This window comes from Actinomadura sp. RB99 (assembly GCF_014706005.1).
Lineage (GTDB): Bacteria > Actinomycetota > Actinomycetes > Streptosporangiales > Streptosporangiaceae > Spirillospora.
The window spans coordinates 124,984-146,298 of the sequence record NZ_JABMCA010000020.1; the positions used below are offsets into that span (position 1 = coordinate 124,984).

A 21,315-nucleotide genomic window follows, 5' to 3' on the forward strand; every position below is an offset into this window, starting at 1 on the left:
CGGGTCAGAAGAGGATGTGCTCCTTGGGCAGGCCGTAGAACACCAGCCGACCGGAGTCGAGGAGCTCCAGGTCGGTGGGCCGCCAGGTGTGGCGGGTGGCGTCCGCGTGCCGGACGGTGACGAACGAGAACCTGTCGGCCGCGTACACCCGGACCCCGTCCGCGCGCAGCCGCCGGAAGAGGTCGGTGTCCTCGCCGCATCCGCGGTCGGCGAACCGGTACGTGCGCATCAGGTCGCCGTCGCCGAGCAGCGCCCCGCCGCGCACCACGTCCACATAGCGGTGCTCGTGCTCGGGGTAGCGCAGCACGGTCGCGTTCATGGACTCCAGCAGCGCGTAGTGGGCGAGCTTCCCGACGACGCCGGCGTCCGTGTAGGAGAAGGCGGGAAGCAGGTCGGACACGTAGTGCGGCCCGTACAGCTCGTCGTCGTCGATCTTGCCGATGTACGCGCCGTCGGCGGCCTCTATGCCGAGGTTGAGGCACTCCCCCAGGGACAGGGACGCGTCGGCGCTTCGGACGACGACGTCGTCGATCCCGGCGGCGATCGCCCGCTTCTCCACGTCCCGGGGATCGAGGTCGAGGCGGTGCAGGATCATCACGAGCTGCAGGGGCCGCCAGGTCTGCGCCGCGATCTGCTCGATCGAGGAGGCGATCTGCTCGGCCCGGCAGGTGGATAGGACGAGCGACACCGTCGGCGGCGCCGCCGGCGCCGGGCCGGTTCCGAGGCGCTCCAGCAGGGAGTCGACCCGGTGCCGGTAGGTGTGCCGGGCGTGCACCCGCCGCAGCGCCAGATGCGCCTGCCGGTCGCGTAGTTCCGGGGCCCGCAGGAGCGCGCGCAGGCTGCGCTGGGCCGCCTTGGTGTCCTCCGCCGCCGGGCCGAACAGCGGGCTCGCGTCCGCCCGGTGATGGATGACGGGGACGCCGGCCGCCGCCGCCTCGTACGCCAGGCGGGGCGCGGGCGCGATGAGCACGCGGAACCGCTTGCGGATCGCGACGGCCTCCGCGTACGGGCGCGGGGGCGCCACCCGCTGCCGGTACAGGCGGGGGAAGCCGGTGGCGTAGAAGTGGGCGCCGAGCCGGGGCGCGGGCGCGATGAGCGGTTCCGCGGCCTGGTCGTACTCGCCCTCGTACAGCAGCGGGTAGCGGCCGTGGTCCTGGACGCGCGTCGGGTTGTGCAGGCGGGGCTGCGCGGCGAAGGGCAGGTGGTGGACGCGGTCGTGGCCGAGGCTGCGCCGGTGCTCGGGCACCGCCGCCGCGTCCACGGTGAAGACGTGGTCGAAGTGCCCGGCGGCGTCGCCGAGACCGGCGCCGGTGTCCCAGTAGGCGGTGGGGACGCCGCGCTCCCGGCACCACTCCGCCATCTCCGCGACGGGCAGGGCCGTCCCGACCGACTCCACGAGCAGCAGCCCCGGCGGCCGCTCCTCGAACGCCTCCCGCCAGCCGCCGGACGCGGTGACCTGCGTCCACTCGTAGCGGAGGTTCGCCTCCAGGACGGGTCCGAGGACGACGGCCGCGACGAGGCCGGGCCGGTTCACCGGGCCGTCCGGCGCCGCGGGCGGCGTCACCTCGATCGGCTCGGTCTCGGCCACGAGGACGTCGGGACGGCGGGTCCGCGCGGGCTCCCCGGGGGGCTCGGGCGGCGGGGGAAGGGGGCGCAGCGCCTCCCGGACGCGCTGGTACGAGTCCGGCGCCGCCGGGCGCCCGCGCAGCGCGGTCAGCGCCGGCCCGAGCCGTGACCAGCGCCGCGCCCGCAGCGCCTCGTGCTCCCACTCGGCCCGCTCGGCGCGGTGCTCGGCGAGGGCCCGGCGGCGGTCGAGGTCGCCGATCCGCCGGGCCGCCTCGTTGAGCGCGCCGATCAGCCGCTCGATCTGCTCGTCCCGGTCGGCCCGCTCGCGCTCCAGCTCGGCGAGCCGCAGCCGGACGGCCGCGTTGTCGGCGGCGAGCCGGTCGCCCCGTTCCCGGGCCGCGCGCGGCTCGGCGGTCGGGTCGGTCTCGGGCACGGGCGCTCCCGGAACGTGCGGAACTGGGCTTCTTCGCACGTTAACCGGGCCGGGACCGGGGCCGGCGGGACGTCGCGCAACGTTCACCGAGCCGTCGACCACCGGTTGCCGCGATCCCGGACAAAGCCGCCGAAGCACCCGCCGCAGCGCCCGGCGGCTCCGCCGGGCGCGGCTCCGGTCAGATCGTGTACGGCAGCCGCTTGATCCCGTTGATGAAGTTGGACTCCAGCCGGTCGGGCTCGCCGGCCCTGATCGCGGGGACCTTGGCGAGCAGCTCGCGGAACATCACGGTGATCTCCCGCCGCGCCAGGTGGGCGCCCAGGCAGAAGTGCGGGCCGGGCCCGCCGAACCCGACGTGCGGGTTGGGGTCGCGCAGGATGTCGAACCTCTCCGGGTCGGTGAAGACCGACTCGTCCCGGTTCGCCGACCAGTAGTAGAGGACGAGCTTGTCGCCCTCCTTGATCTCGTGGTCGTTCAGCGTGGTGTCGCGGGTCGCGGTGCGGCGCATCCAGATGACCGGCGAGACGTACCGGACGATCTCCTCGACGGCGCCCGCGATCCGGCCCTCGAAGTCCTCGGTGAGCAGGGCGCGCTGGTCGGGGTTGCGGGTGAGCAGGTCCAGCCCGTGCGCGATCGCGTTGCGGGTCGTCTCGTTCCCGGCGACGACGAGCAGGATGAAGAACGAGCCCAGCTCCTGGTCGGTCAGCGACTCGCCGTCGATGTTGGCGTTGACCAGCGCGGACGTGAGGTCGTCGGTGGGGTCCTCGCGGCGCTTCCGGCCGAGCTCCTCGACCAGGCCGCGCAGCGTCTCGCCCGCGTTCAGCAGCGCGAGCGCGAGCTGCTCGGGGTCGCCGGCGGGGACGAACTCGGCGTCGTTGCCGGCGAGGATGACGTTGGTCGCGTCGAGGACGGTCCGGTACTCGTCCTCCGCGATGCCCATCATGTCGCAGATGATCTTCAGGGGCAGCCGGGCGGCCACGTCCGCGACGAAGTCGCCGCTGCCGCCGCCCGCGGCGACGTTCCCGACGATCTCGGCGGCGACCGCCTCGACGCGGTCCTCGAACCGCTGGATCATCCGCGGCGAGAACGCCCGGGACACGATCCGGCGGATCTTGGCGTGCCGGGGGTCGTCCATGCTGATCATCGAGCCGAAGTACTCGTGCATGTCGCCCGGCATGTCCGGGATGCTGATCGCGCCGCGGCCCGAGCAGAAGTCCTGCGGGCGGCGGGACGCCTCGACGACGTCGGCGTGCCGGGTGAGGGCGTAGTACCCCGGCCCCTGCGGCGCGATGACGATGTCGGGCTCCTCGAACCTGACGAGTTCGGGATGCCATCGCAGCGCCTTGAACGCCTCGTGCCGCTGGTCGTGCGGGCGGCGCCAGAACTCCCAGTCCGTCAGGTTGATGTCCTCGACGTTGAGCACGTGCTTTCACCTCGTCCGAACGCGATTCGGTTTACATGCACTGTCTCAAAGTAAAGTGCGCGACCGACACCGGACGGCGCGGTGACCCGCATCACACCGCAGCCCGAGCCTAGACCGTTCCGGACGGCTCCGGGGCGGTTCCGCACGTTCGCCGTGGATCGTTCCGCCTCCGGGCGCCCCCTCCCCGCCCCCGGCACGGGAAGGGGGCGCCCGGACGGGTCACAGCCGTGCCCACGCCTCCGTCAGCACCGAGCGCAGGATCTGCTCGATCTCGTCGAAGTGCGTCTGGTCGCAGGTCAGCGGCGGCGCCAGCTGGACGACCGGGTCGCCGCGGTCGTCGGCGCGGCAGTACAGGCCCGCCTCGTACAGCGCCTTGTCCAGGAAGCCGCGCAGCAGCCGCTCCGACTCCTCCTCGTCGAAGGTCTCCCGCGTGTCCCGGTCCTTCACCAGCTCGATGCCGTAGAAGTAGCCGTCGCCGCGGACGTCCCCGACGATCGGCAGGTCCCGCAGCCGCTCCAGCGTCGCCCGGAACGCGTCGCGGTTGCGCATGACGTGGCCGAGCAGGTCCTCGCGCTCGAACAGGTCGAGGTTCGCCAGCGCCACCGCCGCCGACACCGGGTGCCCGCCGAAGGTGTAGCCGTGCGCGAACATCGTCGTGCCGTGCCGGAACGGCTCGAATAGCCGGTCGGCGACGAGCATCCCGCCGAGCGGCGCGTACCCCGACGTCACGCCCTTGGCGAAGGTGATGATGTCGGGCGTGTAGCCGAACCGCTGCGCGCCGAACATCGTGCCGAGCCGGCCGAACGCGCAGATCACCTCGTCCGACACCAGCAGCACGTCGTGCCGGTCGCAGATCTCGCGGACGCGCTCGAAGTAGCCGGGCGGCGGCGGGAAGCAGCCGCCCGCGTTCTGCACCGGCTCCAGGAACACCGCCGCGACCGTCTCGGCGCCCTCGAACTCGATGGCCTCCTCGATCCGGTCTGCGGCCCAGCGGCCGAAGGCCTCCGGGTCGTCGCCGTGCTCGGGCGCCCGGTAGATGTTGGTGTTCGGCACCCGGAACGCGCTCGGCACCAGCGGCTCGAACGGCGCCTTCAGGCCGGGGAGCCCGGTCAGCGACAGCGCGCCGTGCGGGGTTCCGTGGTAGGCGACCGCGCGGCTGATCACCTTGTGCTTGGCGGGCCTGCCGGTCAGCTTGAAGTACTGCTTGGCGAGCTTCCAGGCGCTCTCCACGGCGTCGCCGCCGCCGGTCGTGAAGAACACCCGGTCCAGGCCGTCCGGCGCCAGCCCGGCCAGCCGCTCGGCCAGCTCGGCGGCCTTGGGGTGCGCGTACGACCAGATCGGGAAGTAGGCCAGCTCGGCGGCCTGCTTGGCGGCGGCCTGCGCGAGCTCCTCGCGCCCGTGCCCCGCCTGGACGGTGAACAGGCCGGACAGCCCGTCGAGGTAGCGCCGGCCCGCCGCGTCGTAGACGTACGGGCCCTCCCCCCGGACGATCATCGGGATCTCGCCGCCGTCCTGGGACGCCGAGTGCCGGGCGAAGTGCATCCACAGGTGGTCGCGGGCCGCCCTCTGCATCGGTTCGTTCTGCTGGCTGGTCACGTCCGGCTCCGTCATCACGCTTCCCTTGCTACGACCCGAGGACGCACGCAGATGCGAGCGATCCAGTTGTGATGATGCTAAGCGACGACGAAATTCGATGTAAATACGTATTCAGACACATGTATCCGTAGCGATGTGCTCACCTGGCCGCGACCCCCGGCCGCACCGCCGGACGGCGGCCGGGGTAGCGTCGCCCCGGGATCAAGGAGGCGAACACCGCATGGGCGACATCACGACCGGTTCGGTCAAGGCGAACGGCCTGGAATTCGGCTACCTCGCGGCCGGGCCCGAGAGCGGCCCGCTCGCGCTGTGCCTGCACGGCTTCCCGGACTCGGCGCACACCTGGCGGCACCTGCTCCCCGAGCTCGCCGCCGCCGGGTACCGCGCGGTCGCGCCCTTCATGCGCGGGTACGCGCCCACGTCCGTCCCCGAGGACGGCGCCTACCAGGGCGGCGCCCTCGCCGCCGACGCCAACGCGCTGCACGAGGCGTTCGGCGGCGGCTCCGACGCCGTCGTCATCGGGCACGACTGGGGCGCCTTCGCCACCTACGGCGCCGCCGCGGCGGCCCCCGACCGCTGGCGCAAGGCCGTCGCCATGTCCGTCCCGCCCATCGCGGTCATGGCGACGGCCTTCTTCGACTACGAGCAGCTCAAGCGCTCGTTCTACATCTTCGTGTTCCAGACGCCCCTGGCGGAGGCCGCCGTGAACCGCGCCTTCATCGAGGGCCTGTGGCGCGACTGGTCCCCCAAGGACACCGGCTACGCCGCCGAGGACGTCGACCACGTCATGGAGTGCCTCGCCACGCCGGACAACCTGTCGGCCGCGCTCGGCTACTACCGCGCCATGCTCGACACGTCGCGCCACATCGAACGCTATGCGGCCGAGCAGAAGGCGGCCACCTCGGTCGGTGTCCGGCCCGTCCTGTACCTGCACGGCGCCGAAGACGGCTGCCTGGGCGCCGACATCGTCGCCCCCGGGGACGATGTCAGCGGCGTCCTGGCGGGGCTCCCCGCCGGGTCGCGCGCGGAACTCGTCCCCGGCGGCGGCCACTTCCTCCAGCTGGACCGCCCCGACGACGTCAACCGCCGCATCCTCGACTGGCTGTCCGCCTGACCGTCGGCACCGGCCAGGGGGCCATGCGAACGGCTCCTCGGCCGGCGCTCGGCCGGCGGTTCAGCGGCCGACCAGGTCGCGGAGGGCCTTGGCGATCTCGGCGGGCGCCTGCTCGGCCATGAAGTGGCCGTGGTCCACCGTCCCGTGCACCAGGTCGGGCGCCCACCGCGACCACAGCGCCCGCGCGTCGTAGCCGAGCGCGGCGCCCCAGTCCTGCTGCAGGACGGTGACCGGCATCCGCAGCCGGTTGCCGGCGTCGCGGTCGGCCTGGTCGTGGGTCACGTCGATGCCGGCGGACGCGCGGTAGTCCGCGACGATCGACGGGACGGCGGCCCGGCAGGCGTCCAGGTAGGCGGCGCGGACGTCGGCGGGGATCGCCTCCGGGGCCGTGCCCCAGGCGTCGAGGAAGTGGCCGAAGAACGCGTCGGCGGTCGCGGCGATCATCTGCTCGGGCAGGCCGGGCGTCTGCGCCATCAGGAAGAGGTGGAAGCCGACGGCGGCGCTCACCCCGTGCATCGCGTCCCACATCTCCAGGGTCGGCAGCACGTCCAGGCAGGCCAGGTGCGTGATCGTGTCCGGGTGGTCCAGGCCGGCGCGGAAGGCGACCAGGGCGCCGCGGTCGTGCCCGGCCAGCGCGAAGCGCTCGTGCCCGAGCGCGCGGGCGAGGGCGACGACGTCGGCCGCCATGGTGCGCTTGGAGTAGGTGTCCGGGCCGTCCTCCTCCGGCTTGTCGCTCGCGCCGTATCCGCGCAGGTCCGGGCAGATCACGGTGTGGTCCGCGGCGAGGTCGGCGGCGACGTGCCGCCACATCAGGTGCGTCTGCGGGAACCCGTGCAGCAGCACGATCGGGCTGCCCGAGCCGCCGACCGCCGCGTTCAGGGACACGCCGTCGGCGACGGGCACGCGCCGGTAGTCGAAGCCGCTGATGGTCGTGGTCATGAGGTCGTCCTCAACTCTCTCGAAAGCTCTCTCGAACCGTTGTCCACAGGTTGCCGGGCGCGAATGAGCATCCGGTCAGCGCGCTAGCGTGAGCTTCGAGGGAGTTCCTGGGGAGGGGCGGGCCGGTGGGGGTCGTGTTCGGGGTGCTGGGGCCGGTGACGGCCTGGGACGCCGCGGGCGACCCGATCGCGCTGAAGGGGCCGCGGCACCGGGCGGTCCTGGCCCGGCTGATCGTCGCCCGGCGGCGCATCGTCCCGGTCGGGCTGCTCGTCGACGATCTGTGGGACGTCCCGCCGGAGGGCGCGGTCGGCGCCGTCCGGACGTTCGTGGCCGCGCTGCGCCGGGCCCTGGAGCCCGGCCGTCCGCCCCGCACGCCGTCCCGGCTGCTGGTCACCGAGGGCCCCGGCTACGCGCTGCGCGCCGGGCCCGGCCAGGTGGACGCCTGGTGGTTCGAGCAGGCCGTGTCCGACGCCGCCGGCCTGCCGCCCGACCGCGCGCAGCACCTGCTGGACGAGGCGCTCGGCCGGTGGCGGGGCCCCGCCTACGCCGACTTCGCCGAGGAGCCCTGGGCCCGCGCGGAGCGTTCCCGGCTGGCCGAGCTGCGGCTGCACGCGGTGGAGCGGCGGGCGCAGGCGCGGCTGGACGCCGGGCTGGCCGCCGAGACGGTCCCGGACCTCGACGCGCACGTCAGCGAGCATCCGTGGCGCGAATCGGGCTGGCGGCTGCTGGCGCTCGCCCTGTACCGGACGGGCCGGCAGGCCGACGCGCTGGCGGTGCTGCGCCGGGCCCGCGGCATCCTGGCCGGGCAGCTCGGCCTCGACCCCGGCCCGGAGCTGCGGCGGATGGAGGCGGACGTGCTCGCCCAGGCCCCGGAGCTGGACCGTCCCGCCGAGCCGGAGTCGGCGGCGGCGCGGCTGTGGACGCGCGCGGCGGCCGACTACGACCGGACGGTCGCGGCCGGGGCCCGCGCGCGGCTGGAGTCGACGGTCGGCCTGCTGCGCGACCTGGCGCTGAGCGGGGGCGGCGGGCTGGAGGCCACCCGCGAGCACCGGCCGGCGGCCGTCGCCGCGGCGGAGGAGTTCGGCGACCCGGAGCTGACCGCCCGGGTGATCGGCGCCTACGACGTCCCGGCGATCTGGACGCGCAGCGACGACCCGGAGGGCGCGCGGCGGATCGTCGAGGCGGCCGAACGCGTCCTGCCCCGGCTCCCGGCGGGTCCGGCGCACGACGCGACGCGGGCGCGGCTGCTCGCCACGATCGCGCTGGAGATGCGCGGCACCCGGTCGCCGCGGGGCCCAGAGGCCGCCGAGGAGGCCGAGGCGATGGCCCGCGACCTGGACGATCCGGCGGTGCTGGCGTTCGCGCTGAACGGCGCGTTCATGCAGTCGTGCACGCGGGCCGGGCTCGCCGCCCGCCGCGACGCCATCGGCGCCGAGCTGGTCGGGCTGTCGGCCCGGCACGGGATGGCGACCTTCGAGGTCCTCGGCCACCTCGTCCGGCTCCAGGCGCGCTCCGCGCTCGGCGACTTCACGGCGGCCGACGGCCACGCGGCCGCCGCCGACCAGCTGGCCGAGCGCCACGAGCGCCCGCTCGTCGGTGTGTTCACGCGGTGGTACGAGGCCCTGCGCCTGGCCGCGTCCGGACGGGCTCCGGTCACGGAGATGGAGGCGGCCTACCGGGCGGCGGCAGAGACCCTCGACGGGGCCGGCATGCCCGGCCTGTCCGACGGGCTGCTCCCGTTCGCGCTGCTCAGCGCCCGCCTGCTCGGTGCCCGCCTACTCGATCCCCGCGACCCGGCCTACGGCAGGCCGTTCGAGGTCGACCTGGCCGATGGCTGGGGCCCGTACCGCCCATGGGCCGAGCCGCTCGCCCTGCTGGACGCCGGGCGGGACGGCGAGGCCCGAGCGGCACTGCACGCCCTGCCGGAGCCGCCCGCCGACCTGATGTACGAGGCGACGTGCTGCCTGGAGGCCGCGGCCGCCCTGCGGCTCGGCGACCCGCCCGCCCTGCGGCGCGGCCGCGACCGCCTCCGGCCCGCCGCCGGGGAGCTCGCGGGCGCCGGCAGCGGGCTGCTCACCCTCGGCCCCGTCGACGCCTGGCTCGCCCGGCTGGAAGCCGTCATCGGGGGCTGAAGACGGCGGCTACGGCCGAAGACGGCATCGGCGGCCGAAGACGGCGACGGGCCGGCCGGATGACCCGGCCGGCCCGCCACCGCCGATTCGCGGGAGTCCTTGCGCCGTCACACGCCCCAGTCGGGACGCAGCGGCATGTGGCTGTTGCCGTCCTCGTCGAGCTTCACACCGAGGGTCTGGTGCAGCTGGATCCAGTTCTGGTTGAAGCCGAGCACGCAGCCCGCCATGTAGACCCGCCACACCCGGGCGGTGCCCTCGCCGACCTCGGCGACGGCCTCGTCCCAGTGCTCGTCCAGGTTCCGGCACCAGCCCGTGAGCGTCCGCGCGTAGTGCTCGCGCAGGTTCTCCTGGTGCCGGATCTCGAAGCCCGCGTCGTTCATCTGCTGCTGGACGTAGCCCGGGCCCTCCAGCTCACCGTCCGGGAACACGTACCGGTTGATGAACCCGTTCTCCTTGCGCGGAGGCGCCAGGTTGTCCGGGCGGGTGATGGTGTGGTTCAGCATCCGCCCGCCGCGCTTCAGCTTCCCGTACAGGAACGAGAAGTACGACGGCAGGTTCTTCTTGCCGATGTGCTCGGTCAGCCCGATGGAGCTGATCGCGTCGAAGCCCGTCTCCGTCACGTCCCGGTAGTCCATGTGCCGGACCTCCGCCAGGTCCGACAGGCCCCGGTCCGCGATGGCCTTCTGCGCCCACTCGGCCTGCTGCTTCGACAGCGTCACGCCGAGCGCCTTCACGCCGTACTCCTTGGCGGCGTGCATCACCATGCCGCCCCAGCCGCAGCCCACGTCCAGCAGCCGCATCCCCGGCTTCAGACCGATCTTCTTGGCCACCAGGTCGTGCTTGTGGAACTGCGCCTCCTCGAGCGTCGAGTGCTCCTCGGGGAAGCAGGCGCAGGTGTAGGCCATGGACGGCCCGAGCACCCACTCGTAGAACGTGTTGGACACGTCGTAGTGGTGCGAGATCGCCTTCGCGTCGCGCCGCTTGGAGTGCCGCAGCCACGAGGGGATGCGGCTGAAGGGGGCCTCCTGCGGCGGCGGGTCCAGCCGCCGTGACATCGCCGCGCGCAGCAGCGGGTCCCCCAGCACCCCGCCCACGATCCGCAGCTTGTCGCGCGGCGTCACGTCGCTGAGCACCTGCTGCATCGTCGTCAGCGCCTCGATCATGTCGCCGCTGACGTCGATCATGCCGGTGACGTACGCGCGGGCCAGCCCCAGCGCCCCCGGCGAGTGCACCAGATAGGACACCGCGTAGGGCGAGCGCACGTCGAACCGGATGGGCGCGCCGGGCACGCCCGACCGCGAACCGTCGTACGCCGTGAACTCCACTGGCGCCTCAGCCCCGGCGAGCTGCTCGAAGACCCTGGCCAGCGTCATCTTGATCCTCCTGTCTCTTCGCCCCGGACGGGACGACGGTGGTCGACCGCCGGCCCCTCCGGGGCACACCCCCCGAAACCGCGGACGCCGGTCAGCGTCCGCGCACGCACTTGTCGTAGAGGTCCAGCAGCCGCTCGCCGGGGTCGTACTCCCCCTTGAGCCGCCGGTAGGTCTCCCCGTCGTAGTACCGCCAGAACTCGTCCCTGCTGTAAAAAGCGGTCGAGTACAGGGACTTGTGGCCGTCAAGCTTGGCGACCGCGCGCTCGATCAGCCGGTTGTGGTACTCGGGGATCTGGCCCGGAGGCAGCCGGACCGTCCCCCAGAAGCCGACGTTCACGTACGGGCGGCCGACCTCCAGCGGGTACAGCGGCCACTGCTCCTTCGCGCGCAGCGGGCACAGCCAGATCGGGCTCATCCCGATCTTGTCGTGGAAGAACTCCAGGAACTCCGGCAGCCGCTCGACGGGCACCTCGATGTCCTGGATGACGTCCTCGCGCGGGCGCAGCCCGCGCCACCGCTCCACGCGCGCGAGGAGCTGGTGGCGCCGGTCGTAGGCGACCATCTTGCGGTACACGTCGGACCGCTTGTACTTGTCGGGCCACAGCCGCCGGACGGTCGGGTTCTGCACGCCGAACGCGCCCGAGCACCAGAACCAGTCGGTGTCCCAGCGCCAGATGTAGTCGCGCACTGTCAGGAAGTCGACCGAGCGCTCCTGGATCGACCGGTAGTAGATCCCCTGGCCGGTGTAGTCGGAGGTGTAGGGCGCGTCGTCGGCGAAGAAGCCGAGCGTGATGTACTGCTCGTCCGGGCCGAAGACCGTGCCGTCGACGAAGTCGACGGTCTCGCCCTCGTACACCCCGGACTCGGTGATCTCGCCCATCGCCTTCGCGAGCTCCGCCGCGTCCCCGAACCGCAGGTGCCGCAGCCGGACGTACGGCCGCACCGGCCGCAGCTCGATCTTCAGCCGCAGCGAGTAGCCGAGCGTCCCGTAGGAGTTCGGGAAGCCGTAGAACAGGTCGGCGTGCTCGTTGTCGCGCGTCGCGGTGATGATCCGGCCGTCGCCGGTCAGCACCTCCATCTCGAGGACGCCCTCGTGCGGGAGGCCGTCCCGGAACGACGTCGACTCGATGCCGAGCCCCGTCACCGCCCCGCCCAGCGTGATCGTCTTCAGCTGCGGGACGACCGTCGGCATCAGCCCGTGCGGAAGGGTCGCGTCGACCAGGTCCTCGTAGGTGGTCATCCCCTGGACCTGCGCGGTCCGCTCGTCCGCGTCGACGCTGAGCACCCGGTCGAAGCCGGACACGTCCAGCCCCGGGGCCGCCGAGGGGTCGCGCCACCGGAACAGGTTCGAGGTCTTCTTCGCCAGCCGCACCGGCGTGCCGGCCGGGATCGCCTCGTACGATCGCCTGAGCGCCTCCACCGCCCGCTGGTGATCGCCCTTGAGCGCAAGCTCCGTCATCTACCCCTCCCTTGCATAGTTAATCCATGATCCCATGTACCGTCCACATAACCCGGACGTTAGGGTCATCACAGGTAGGGAGGGGAATAAAGCCACGGCGATGATCATGTGCGGTCCGGTTCCTCGGGGCAGGCCGCCGGCGGGGCGGCCAACGTTGACCTTTCCCCGCCCCTGCGCGCCGACAAACCCGCCCGGGCCGTCCGCGGGCCGCTACTTCACCAGCCGCAGAATCCACGGGTAGCGGAAGCCGTGCCCGGCGAGCGCGAACACCGCCGCGATCGCCGACAGGATCCACGTCACCGCGTACAGCGCTCCCCCGACGCCGAACGTCACGATCGTGATCAGCAGCAGCGTCACCTGGAGGTTCAGCGCCTCCATCGCCTGCCGCCGGATGTACTCCGAGCGCTTGCCGCTCACCAGCATCAGCACCAGCGGGCCCACGAACAGCGTCGGCACCGCGACCGCGTGCGCCACCGCGGCCAGCATCCGGTCCTCCCCCGTCGGCTCCGCGAGTTCCAGACCGCTTCCCGCGCGCCCCCGCACCGGCTCCAGATCCCGGGTCACCGCCGCGAGGTCGTCGCGCGTCTTCGCCGTCATCGCCAGATGCGCGCGCATGTCGAACTCGTCGTGGTCGAGCCTGCCTTCGGCGTACGCGTCCTGGAGCCGCCGGACGACCGCGTCCCGTTCGGCATCGGAGACCCGCAACCGCCCCACCGCGTCACTGCTGTCCATGCCTCCATGCTCGGCGGCGCGCCCGCCGCGGGCCATCAGGGAAGACCCTGACGATCCCCTGAGTCCAGCCGGAGGTACTCCTTCCCTGGGGTGAGCGTGCCGCCGAACAGGTCCGGCACCGTCACGAACGAGTACCCCTGCGCCGCCAGCCTCTCGATGATCGCCGGGATGGCCGCGACGGTCGTCGGATGGATGTCGTGCATCAGCACGATGTAGCCGGGCTTGACCGCCTTCAGCACGCGCCGCTCGACGTACTTCGTGTCCCGGTGCTCCCAGTCGAGCGGGTCGACCGTCCAGAGCACCTGCGCCATCCCCATCCGCGTGGCGATGCCGGTCAGCCGCTTCGACAGCGACCCGTACGGCGGCCGCAGCATGGTCGGCGTGACCCCGGACGCCCGCCGGATCGCCTCCTGGGTCCGGGTCAGCTCCGACATGATCTTCTTCGTGGGCGCCCGGCCGAGGTCGGCGTGCGTGTAGCTGTGGTCGGCGACCTGGTGCCCGGCCTCGTGCTCGCGCCGCACCAGCTCGGGGAACTTCGCGGCCTGCTCCCCGACGATGAAGAACGTCGCCCGCACATGGTGCGCGGCGAGGATGTCCAGCAGCCGGCCCGTGCTCTCGGCGGGCCCGTCGTCGAAGGTCAGCGCCACGCACTTGGCCCGCGTGCAGTCCACCCGCGCCGGTGCGGCGGGCGGCGCGGGACCGCGCGGCGCGCTCTTGCGGCCGGCGTGCCCCGTCCCCGCGGCCGGCGCGGACGCCGAAGCGAGCCCCACCCGCCGCGGCCCCGGGCCCAGGGTGCTCAGCGCCCCGCACACGGTGGCCGCGAGCACGGCGGCGGCCGCCCGCCGGACCACGATCGGCCCGTCCATCAACACCCCCCGCTGTTGATCTCCCAGGCCCGGCCAGTCTAGGGTGCTGTGCCCGGCTCGCCGGGGACGCCGCCGCTGTGTCGGGAACCCGGCCGCGCCGCGTGTTCGTTGTCCGCAGACACCCCACAGGTCCCGTTCCCCCTCCGGGGCCGCCCGACGACAGGACAGGCGATGAGGTTCCGGGACCGTTTCGGCATCCGCCGGCACCGCGGCCAGACGGTGGCCAAGCTCGACCGCGAGGCCACGGCCGCCGACATCGAGGCGCTGATCTCCTTCGCCCGCGACCGCCGGGGCGTCGAGTTCTACGTCGAGCCGGAGACCTTTGCCACCGACACCACCGCGGTCGCGGTCGCCCACGACGGCGAGTGGACCCGCCGCCGCGTCGGCTCCCCCAAGGTCATCGGCAAGGTCGCCCGCGACCTCGGCGTCCCCGCCTACGACGTCCAGATCGTCGGCTACCCGCCGCGGATGCGCGCCTGGAACGAGCGCAACCGCGACCGCCGCATCGACCCCGGCACCCCCGGCCAAGCCGTCCGCCCCTGACCCGCCCGCCCAGGCCATCCGGCTCGAGACCCCGAGTCCCGAGCCGCCCGGCCCTGAACGCCCGACCCCAGCTCTCGGGCCAAGCGATCCGGCCTAAGAGGCCCGGTGCCGAGACGCCCCGTGCCGAGACGGGCCCGTGCCGAGACGGGCCCGTGTCGGGGTGTCAGGCGGGGGGCCAGTGGCGGAGGAGGGCGTCGACGGCGTCCAGGGTCCGGTGCCAGGACGCGTCGACATCGCGCGCCGCGCGCGAGTGGTCGAACCCGCCCGCCTCCTCCAGGCTCACGTAGCCGTGGAACACGCTGCCCAGCAGCCGCACGGCGTCCGTCTGGTCGGGCTCCGCCAGGTTGTAGCCGCGCAGGATCGCCCGCATCATCTCCGAGTGCCGGCCCGCGGCGCTGGCGGCCGCCGTCTCGGGGTCGAGCCGGAGCCGCGCCGCGGTGTAGCGCCCCGGATGCTCCTTCGCGTACGCCCGGTAGGCGCTCGCGAAGGCCACCAGGGCGTCCTTGCCCGCGCGGCCCGCGAGCGCGTCGGCGGCCCTGTCCGCGAGCTCGGCGAGCGCCAGCACCGCCACCCGGGTCCTGAGGTCCTGCACGTTCTTGACGTGCGAGTACAGGCTCGCGTCCTTGACGCCGAACCTGCGCGCGAGCGCGGACACCGTCACGTTCTCGAAGCCGACCTCGTCCGCCAGCTCCGCCGCCGCCCGCGTCACGCGCTCGGCGCTCAGCCCCGCCCGCGCCATCGGGCCCCCTCACATGCCTATGCCTTCAAAGTAACTCCCTAATTCTCCTAGGTAACCCGAGCCGGTGTTTCCTCGCAACACCACCCGCGCTCCACGCGCGTCGTGAGGTAACGAGGGGTCAGCCGGCCTCTTGGGTCGGTTCGTCGTGGTAGGCGGCCGCCAGTTCGCCGGGCGTCATGCCGATGCGGGCCTGGGCGGGAGGGATGCCGGCGTCGATGAGGCTGCGGAGCAGGACGGCCATGGAGTACGAGGGGTCGGCCTCCAGAGCGCGCTCCAGGGCGACGTTGGCCAGGCCGCCGTCGCCCGCGATGTAGGCGGCGAACGCCAGGAGCGACGCGGGGGCCGGGACGTAGGGCGGTTCGACGCGGCGGAGGACGTCCCGCCAGAAGGCGATGTCGGCGGCGGGCGCGTCCTCGTCGATGCGGATCCACGCCTCGTCGCGGACGCGCAGGTCGGTGAGGAGGAAGCCGAGCCGGGCGACGTCGTCGTCGGTGGGCCGGGTGCCGCCGCGGGCCCGGGCGAGGACGCGGGGAACGTGGTCGAGGCCCTCCTCGGTGGTCCGCGACCGGAACCGGGGCCCGGGTTCCCGGGCCCAGCGCAGGAAGCGTCTCTCGGCCCGTTCGGTGGCGCGGCGCATGGACTCGCGGGCGAGTCCCTCGACGGGCTGGACGGACCGGACGAGCTCGTCGCGGTCGGCGAGCGCGACGTGCCCGGCGAGGGTGGCCTGCGCGGCGATGAGGCTGGTGGAGATGTCGTAGGGCGTGCCTTCGGCGGGGCAGCAGGCGTCGGTGCAGGTGAGGGACCACCAGCGGCCGTCGCAGACCCGGACGGACTCCAGGACGTCCAGGCCGGCGGTGGTGAGGGCGGCGGCCGTGGAGCCGGCGGAGCCCTCGACCTCGTCCGCCGGCCCATAGCCGAGCAGCAGCGCCTTGCGGAACCCGTTGCCGGAGAGCAGCCCGGCGACGCGTTCACCGGCCCCGGCGGGAACCGGTAAGTCGAGCCGGACCGCGCAAGTCCCGTGCGGGCCGTCGTAGCCGATGACGACGAGGCTGCGGGACGGGTGGAACCCCAGCAGGTAGGGGACGGCGGAGATGGCGTCCTGAGCGGAGCGGATGACCAGTGCTGTCATGCCCTCGACACTGGCAGCCGCGCCCGAGGGGCGAAAGCGCCGCCGAGAATGTGGATAACCTCAGGCGTCGAGGATCTGCTGCGGCCGGCTGACGACGGGGGGCTCGGTCGACCAGGGGAAGTTGATCCAGCGGTCGGTGTGCCGCCAGACGTACTCGCACTTGACGGTCGAGTGCGGCTTCTCGTAGACGACGGCGCAGCGGACGTCGGCGACGTGGTCGGCGCAGAAGTCCCGGACGAGCTTGAGCGTCGCGCCGGTGTCGGCGACGTCGTCGGCGACCAGCACCTTGGCGCCGGACAGGTCGACGGCGTTCGGCACGGGCGGGAGCATCACCGGCAGGTCGAGGCGCTGGTCGACGCCGGTGTAGAACTCGACGTTCATGACGTGCAGGTTCTTGACGTCCAGCGCGTAGCCGAGGGAGCCGGCGACGAACAGCCCGCCGCGGGCGATGGACAGGATCAGGTCGGGCCGGTAACCGCTGGCGGCGATCTCCTGGGCCAGCTCACGTCCGGCGGTGCCGAACAACTCCCAGGTCAGGACTTCTCTTTCAGCAGACACGGCCCCTATCTTGGCCGACCCGCCGCAAAGGGCGTTAACCGGACCGGCCACAGGTCGATGATGATCCCGCGCAGGCCCGGCACCGCCCCCGGACCGGCCGGTGCGGGGCGGCCACGGAGATGACCGGCCGGTCGCGCGGTGCTCGTCCCCGCGTCCGGACGCGGGTGTCCGCCGCGGGCTGTAGCGTTGGGCGACGTGCCCGCCCCTGATCTGCTGACCGACAGCGACACCCAGATTCCGGACATGCCGACCCTGCTGTCCGCTGCCGTCGAGGCCATCGGGGGCGCCGAGCGCCCCGGTCAGGTGGAGATGGCCGGCGCGGTGGAGAAGGCCATCGCGTCGGGCGAGCACGTCGCGGCGCAGGCGGGCACCGGGACGGGCAAGTCGCTGGCCTATCTCGTCCCGGCGATCCGGTACGCGGTCGAGAAGCAGACCACCGTGGTGGTGTCGACCGCCACGATCGCGCTCCAGCGCCAGCTCGTCGACCGCGACCTGCCGCGGCTGGCCGAGGCGCTGAACCCGCTGCTCGGCCGGGAGCTGAAGTTCGCGATCCTCAAGGGCCGGCGCAACTACCTGTGCCTGCACCGGGTCCAAACGGGCGCGCCGGACGAGGACGAGGGCGGCGGCGGGCTGTTCGACCCGCAGCAGCTGTCCACGCTGGGACGCCAGGTCAAGCGGCTGAACGAGTGGGCCGAGGAGACCACGACCGGCGACCGGGACGAGCTGGTCCCCGGGGTGAGCGAGCAGGCGTGGCGGCAGGTGGCGGTCACCGCGAAGGAGTGCCTGGGCGCGCAGCGCTGCCCGCAGGGGACGGAGTGCTTCGCCGAGCTGGCCCGCGCCGAGGCGGGCGAGGCGCACATCGTGGTCACCAACCACGCGCTGCTGGCGATCGACGCGCTGGAGGAGTTCCAGGTCCTGCCGGAGCACGACGTGGTGATCGTCGACGAGGCGCACGAGCTGGTCGACCGGGTGACGTCCGTCGCGACGGGCGACCTGAGCGCGGCCGGCGTGGAGATGGCGGCGCGGCGCTGCGGGCGGCTGGTCGAGGAGGGCGTCGCCGACCGGCTCAAGGAGTCCGCGGAGGGGCTCGCCGTCCTGCTGGAGGACCTGCCCGCGGGGCGCATGGACGTGTTGCCCTCCGCGCTGGGCACGACGCTCGCGGCCACGCGGGACGCCCTGCACGCCTGCGTCACGGCGATCGGGCCGGAGAAGAAGGACGCCGACCCCGGTGACATGGCCGCCCGCAAGGCGGCGCGGTCGTCCCTGGAGGAGCTGCACGACACGGCGGTCCGGATGCTGGAGTCGTTCCAGCCCGAGATGTCGCAGCGGTTCGACGTGGTGTGGCTGGAGAAGCCGTTCGTCCAGGACGGGCGCCCGAAGCGTCCGCCGGCGCTGCACGTCGCGCCGATCGGGGTCGGGGGCCTGCTCCGGACGACGCTGTTCGAGCAGCGCACGGCCGTACTGACGTCGGCGACGCTCACGCTGGGCGGGTCGTTCGAGCCGCTGGCGCGGCAGTGGGGGCTGCCTCCGCTCGGCGAGAACGCGCCGAAGGACGCGAAGACGGCCGCCGAGGGCCTCGCGCAGACCGCCACCGACGGCAAGGACGCGGACAAGGACGGCAAGGAGATCGTCTGGTCGGGCCTGGACGTCGGCTCGCCGTTCGACCATCCGAAGTCCGGCATCCTGTACGTGGCGCGGCACCTGCCGCAGCCCGGACGGGACGGCCTCGCCGACGCGTACCTGACGGAGATCACCGAGCTGATCGAGGCGGCGGGCGGCCGGACGCTCGGCCTGTTCTCCTCGATGCGGGCCGCCCGGCAGGCCGCCGACGAGCTGAAGGACCACCTGTCGCACCCGCTGCTGTGCCAGGGCGAGGACTCCACGTCCCTGCTGGTCAAGCAGTTCGCGGAGGACGAGCGGACGTGCCTGTTCGGGACGCTGTCGCTGTGGCAGGGCGTGGACGTCCCCGGCCCGTCCCTCCAGCTCGTCATCATGGACCGCATCCCGTTCCCGCGCCCGGACGACCCGGTGTCGTCGGCGCGCGCGCGGGCGGTGGCCGCGCGCGGCGGCAACGGCTTCATGGCGGTCTCCGCGACGCACGCGGCGCTGCTGCTGGCGCAGGGCGCGGGACGCCTGCTGCGGTCGATGGACGACCGCGGTGTGGTCGCCGTGCTCGACCCTCGGCTGGCGACGGCGCGCTACGGCGGCTTCCTGAAGAACTCGCTGCCGCCGTTCTGGGCGACGACCGACCCGGACGTGGTGCGCGGCGCGCTGCGGCGCCTGGACGCCGCCGCGTCCGGGTCGTGACGGCCCGTCAGCGGCGGTAGGCGCCGAGGAATTCGCCGATGCGGCCGACGGCCTCTTCGAGGTCGTCGGCGTACTGCAGCGTGACGACGCGGAAGTGGTCGGTGGACGGCCAGTTGAACCCGGTGCCCTGCACGACGAGGATCTTCTGCTGTTCGAGCAGGTCGAGGGCGAAGCGCATGTCGTCCTCGATCGGGTACATCTCCGGGTCGAGCCGCGGGAACACGTAGAGCGCGCCCTTGGGCCGGACGCAGCTGACGCCGGGCAGGTCGTTGAGCAGCTTCCAGGCGCGGTCGCGCTGCTCGCCGAGCCGGCCGGCGGGCAGGACGAGGTCGTCGATGCTCTGGTAGCCGCCGAGCGCGGCCTGGATCGCGTGCTGGCCGGGGACGTTGGGGCACAGCCGCATGTTGGCGAGGATGTCCAGGCCCTCGATGTAGGACTCGGCGTGCTCCTTCGGCCCGGACAGCACCACCCACCCGGACCGGAACCCGGCGACCCGGTAGTTCTTCGACAGCCCGCCGAAGGTCAGGCACAGCAGGTCGGGCGCGAGCGAGGCGACCGGGACGTGCACGGCGTCGTCGTAGAGGATCCGGTCGTAGATCTCGTCCGCGAAGATGATCAGGTTGCGGCGGCGGGCGAGCTCGACGATCTGGGTCAGCACCTCGCGCGGGTAGACGGCCCCGGTCGGGTTGTTGGGGTTGATCAGCACGATCGCCCGGGTCCGGTCGCCGATCTTCGCCTCGATGTCGGACAGGCTCGGCGCCCAGTCGGCGGCCTCGTCGCACAGGTAGTGGACGGGGGTGCCGCCGCACAGCGACACCGACGCCGTCCACAGCGGGTAGTCGGGCGCCGGGATGAGCACCTCGTCGCCGTCGTTGAGCAGCGCCTGCAGGGTCATCACGATCAGCTCGGACACGCCGTTGCCGAGGTAGACGTCCTCGACGTCCAGGCCGGTCACGCCGTTGTCCTCGAACCGCTGCACGATCGCGCGGCGGGCGGGGAGGATGCCCTTGGAGTCGCTGTAGCCGTGCGCCTCCGGAAGGTTGCGGATCATGTCCTGGAGCAGCTCCGGCGGAGCCTCGAACCCGAAGGGGGCGGGGTTGCCGATGTGCAGCTTGAGGATGTTGTGGCCCTCGGCCTCGAGCTGCTTGGCGCGCTTCAGCACCGGCCCGCGGATGTCGTAACAGACGTTGGTCAGCTTGCCCGACTGGTTGACCTGCATGGACACACAATATCCGCGCCGCGGTGCCGGAATCCGCCCGGGAGCCCGCCCCGCAGGGCCTGCGGGGCGGGCTCCGGAGGGCGTGATCACGGCGCGGCGATCGAGGCGAGGATCCCCTGGCGGGCGGCGCGGCGGGCCGGCCTGATCGCGGCGAGCGCGCCCGCGACGGCTCCGACCAGCGCGATCACCGCCAGCTGGACGGGCGGCGCGGCGAACGGGTTCCCGAGCGCGGCGCCGAGCCCCCAGCCGAGGAACACGCCGAGGCCGAGCCCGCCGGCGGTGCCGAAGAGCGCGACGATCAGCGACTCCCAGCGCACCATCGAGCGGATCTGCGCCCGGGTCGCGCCGACGGCGCGCAGCAGGCCGAGCTCGCGGGTCCGCTCGTGCACCGACAGCGACAGGGTGTTGGCGATGCCGAGCAGCGCGATGATGATCGCGAGGGCGAGCATCCCGTAGACGACGGCGATGAACCCGTTCATGTCGGACGTCTGCGCCGTGACGAACGCGTCGCGGGTCTCGACCTCGGGCGCCCCGTACGGCCCGGCGAGCGCGGTGAGGGCGCGCCGCGCCGCCGCGACGGACGCGCCGGGCTTCAGGTCGACGAACGCCCTGGTCACGAGCGGCTGCTCGGTGTGGGCGTCCCAGATCGTCCAGGGCACGAGGTAGTCGCCGGTCAGGTCGGTCCGGTCGTACACGGCGCCCACGGTGACCTGCTGGGCGGCGCCGTCGGCGAAGGTGAGGCCGACGCGGGAGCCGGCGTGCCAGCCGCGGTCGTCGGCGACCTTCTTGGAGACCGCGAAGGTGCCGGGGCCGGCGAGCGAGCCCTGCGAGACGTCCAGGTCGAGGACCCGGCGCAGCGCCGACGGGTCCCCGACGGACACGGTCGCGACGCGGCCGCCGACCCGCATGCCGCCGGTGCCGAGCCCGGCGACGCCGCGCACCTCCGGCAGCCGGCCCGCCTCGTCGACGAGGCGCGGGGCGAAGCCGCCGGTCTCGTTGCCGCCGCCGTCCACGACGAGCGGGCCCTTGAAGGACCCGGCGACGCCGTCCTCCAGGGACGCGCGCAGCGAGCCGACGAACACCGTGAGCAGGGTGACGACGCCGACGCCGATCATCAGCGCGGTCGCGGCGCCGGCGGTGCGGCGCGGGCTGCGCGCCGCGTTGCCGCGGGCCAGCGCGGCGGGCAC

General features: G+C 73.3%; 17 protein-coding genes. 4 read left to right on the forward strand and 13 right to left on the reverse strand.

The genetic code is table 11. The annotated features are described in order from the left end of the window. Positions 1-4 precede the first annotated feature (4 nt). The 3 genes from amrb99_RS20235 to amrb99_RS20245 form a co-directional block, all read right to left on the reverse strand. Positions 5-1,999, reverse strand: coding sequence for a glycosyltransferase (locus tag amrb99_RS20235; protein WP_190858125.1), 1,995 nt, complete (start codon positions 1,997-1,999; stop codon positions 5-7). A gap of 178 nt (positions 2,000-2,177) precedes the next feature. Beyond that, positions 2,178-3,422, reverse strand: a complete 1,245-nt coding sequence (locus tag amrb99_RS20240; protein WP_190858128.1) for a cytochrome P450 — start codon at positions 3,420-3,422, stop codon at positions 2,178-2,180. Positions 3,423-3,641: 219 nt separating this feature from the next. Further along, positions 3,642-5,033, reverse strand: a complete 1,392-nt coding sequence (locus amrb99_RS20245; protein ID WP_190858130.1) for an aspartate aminotransferase family protein — start codon at positions 5,031-5,033, stop codon at positions 3,642-3,644. A 205-nt stretch (positions 5,034-5,238) separates the two neighbouring features. Between amrb99_RS20245 and amrb99_RS20250 the strand changes: the two genes are divergently transcribed. Beyond that, complete coding sequence (locus amrb99_RS20250) at positions 5,239-6,132, forward strand: alpha/beta hydrolase (protein WP_190858132.1); 894 nt, start codon at positions 5,239-5,241, stop codon at positions 6,130-6,132. Between the two features lie 60 nt (positions 6,133-6,192). Here the strand turns inward: amrb99_RS20250 and amrb99_RS20255 are convergent, their stop codons facing one another. Further along, a complete protein-coding gene (locus amrb99_RS20255) occupies positions 6,193-7,071 on the reverse strand; it encodes an alpha/beta hydrolase (protein ID WP_190858134.1) in 879 nt (292 codons plus the stop codon). Between the two features lie 125 nt (positions 7,072-7,196). Between amrb99_RS20255 and amrb99_RS20260 the strand changes: the two genes are divergently transcribed. Next, on the forward strand, positions 7,197-9,203 hold the full coding sequence (locus tag amrb99_RS20260) for a BTAD domain-containing putative transcriptional regulator (RefSeq protein ID WP_190858136.1): 2,007 nt from the start codon (positions 7,197-7,199) through the stop codon (positions 9,201-9,203). Positions 9,204-9,310: 107 nt separating this feature from the next. On the opposite strand, the gene amrb99_RS20265 is transcribed toward amrb99_RS20260, so the two are convergent. The 4 genes from amrb99_RS20265 to amrb99_RS20280 all read right to left on the reverse strand — a co-directional run bounded on the left by amrb99_RS20265 (position 9,311) and on the right by amrb99_RS20280 (position 13,633). Then, positions 9,311-10,576 (reverse strand): cyclopropane-fatty-acyl-phospholipid synthase family protein, encoded by a 1,266-nt coding sequence (locus amrb99_RS20265; protein ID WP_190858138.1) that lies wholly within the window; start codon positions 10,574-10,576, stop codon positions 9,311-9,313. A gap of 91 nt (positions 10,577-10,667) precedes the next feature. After that, positions 10,668-12,035, reverse strand: a complete 1,368-nt coding sequence (locus tag amrb99_RS20270; protein WP_190858141.1) for an FAD-binding oxidoreductase — start codon at positions 12,033-12,035, stop codon at positions 10,668-10,670. 210 nt (positions 12,036-12,245) lie between these two features. After that, positions 12,246-12,767, reverse strand: coding sequence for a DUF1707 and DUF4870 domain-containing protein (locus amrb99_RS20275; protein ID WP_190858143.1), 522 nt, complete (start codon positions 12,765-12,767; stop codon positions 12,246-12,248). 35 nt (positions 12,768-12,802) lie between these two features. After that, positions 12,803-13,633: a polysaccharide deacetylase family protein gene (locus tag amrb99_RS20280; protein ID WP_206700022.1), complete on the reverse strand. Its 831-nt coding sequence runs from the start codon at positions 13,631-13,633 to the stop codon at positions 12,803-12,805. 171 nt (positions 13,634-13,804) lie between these two features. Between amrb99_RS20280 and amrb99_RS20285 the strand changes: the two genes are divergently transcribed. Continuing rightward, positions 13,805-14,176 carry a hypothetical protein gene (locus amrb99_RS20285; protein ID WP_190858145.1) on the forward strand — a complete coding sequence of 124 codons (372 nt, stop codon included), beginning with the start codon at positions 13,805-13,807 and terminating at the stop codon, positions 14,174-14,176. Positions 14,177-14,339: 163 nt separating this feature from the next. Here the strand turns inward: amrb99_RS20285 and amrb99_RS20290 are convergent, their stop codons facing one another. The 3 genes from amrb99_RS20290 to amrb99_RS20300 form a co-directional block, all read right to left on the reverse strand. After that, positions 14,340-14,915: a TetR/AcrR family transcriptional regulator gene (locus amrb99_RS20290; protein WP_190858147.1), complete on the reverse strand. Its 576-nt coding sequence runs from the start codon at positions 14,913-14,915 to the stop codon at positions 14,340-14,342. A gap of 118 nt (positions 14,916-15,033) precedes the next feature. Further along, entirely contained in the window at positions 15,034-16,044 is a 1,011-nt protein-coding gene (locus tag amrb99_RS20295; protein ID WP_190858149.1) for a DUF4192 domain-containing protein, read from the reverse strand. Between the two features lie 60 nt (positions 16,045-16,104). Next, the gene (locus amrb99_RS20300) at positions 16,105-16,602 is read right to left on the reverse strand and encodes a phosphoribosyltransferase (protein ID WP_151544774.1); all 498 of its coding nucleotides are present in this window, start codon (positions 16,600-16,602) and stop codon (positions 16,105-16,107) included. 243 nt (positions 16,603-16,845) lie between these two features. On the opposite strand from amrb99_RS20300, the gene amrb99_RS20305 reads away from it, so the two are divergent. Continuing rightward, positions 16,846-18,909, forward strand: a complete 2,064-nt coding sequence (locus tag amrb99_RS20305) for an ATP-dependent DNA helicase (RefSeq protein WP_190858187.1) — start codon at positions 16,846-16,848, stop codon at positions 18,907-18,909. 7 nt (positions 18,910-18,916) lie between these two features. Here the strand turns inward: amrb99_RS20305 and amrb99_RS20310 are convergent, their stop codons facing one another. Together amrb99_RS20310 and amrb99_RS20315 are read right to left on the reverse strand one after the other, a co-directional pair. Beyond that, positions 18,917-20,128, reverse strand: coding sequence for a pyridoxal phosphate-dependent aminotransferase (locus amrb99_RS20310; RefSeq protein WP_190858151.1), 1,212 nt, complete (start codon positions 20,126-20,128; stop codon positions 18,917-18,919). A gap of 86 nt (positions 20,129-20,214) precedes the next feature. Continuing rightward, the coding region (locus amrb99_RS20315; RefSeq protein ID WP_190858153.1) for an ABC transporter permease at positions 20,215-21,315 on the reverse strand (1,101 nt) is incomplete at its 5' end.

Bases quoted from the DNA above. Each gene is read 5' to 3' on its own strand.
- amrb99_RS20245 (WP_190858130.1), bottom strand. From the start codon at position 5,033: ATGACGGAGCCGGACGTGACCAGCCAGCAGAACGAACCGATGCAGAGG.
- amrb99_RS20250 (WP_190858132.1), top strand. From the start codon at position 5,239: ATGGGCGACATCACGACCGGTTCGGTCAAGGCGAACGGCCTGGAATTC.
- amrb99_RS20255 (WP_190858134.1), bottom strand. From the start codon at position 7,071: ATGACCACGACCATCAGCGGCTTCGACTACCGGCGCGTGCCCGTCGCC.
- amrb99_RS20265 (WP_190858138.1), bottom strand. From the start codon at position 10,576: ATGACGCTGGCCAGGGTCTTCGAGCAGCTCGCCGGGGCTGAGGCGCCA.
- amrb99_RS20270 (WP_190858141.1), bottom strand. From the start codon at position 12,035: ATGACGGAGCTTGCGCTCAAGGGCGATCACCAGCGGGCGGTGGAGGCG.
- amrb99_RS20275 (WP_190858143.1), bottom strand. From the start codon at position 12,767: ATGGACAGCAGTGACGCGGTGGGGCGGTTGCGGGTCTCCGATGCCGAA.
- amrb99_RS20280 (WP_206700022.1), bottom strand. From the start codon at position 13,633: ATGGACGGGCCGATCGTGGTCCGGCGGGCGGCCGCCGCCGTGCTCGCG.
- amrb99_RS20285 (WP_190858145.1), top strand. From the start codon at position 13,805: ATGAGGTTCCGGGACCGTTTCGGCATCCGCCGGCACCGCGGCCAGACG.
- amrb99_RS20290 (WP_190858147.1), bottom strand. From the start codon at position 14,915: ATGGCGCGGGCGGGGCTGAGCGCCGAGCGCGTGACGCGGGCGGCGGCG.
- amrb99_RS20295 (WP_190858149.1), bottom strand. From the start codon at position 16,044: ATGACAGCACTGGTCATCCGCTCCGCTCAGGACGCCATCTCCGCCGTC.
- amrb99_RS20305 (WP_190858187.1), top strand. From the start codon at position 16,846: ATGCCGACCCTGCTGTCCGCTGCCGTCGAGGCCATCGGGGGCGCCGAG.
- amrb99_RS20310 (WP_190858151.1), bottom strand. From the start codon at position 20,128: ATGCAGGTCAACCAGTCGGGCAAGCTGACCAACGTCTGTTACGACATC.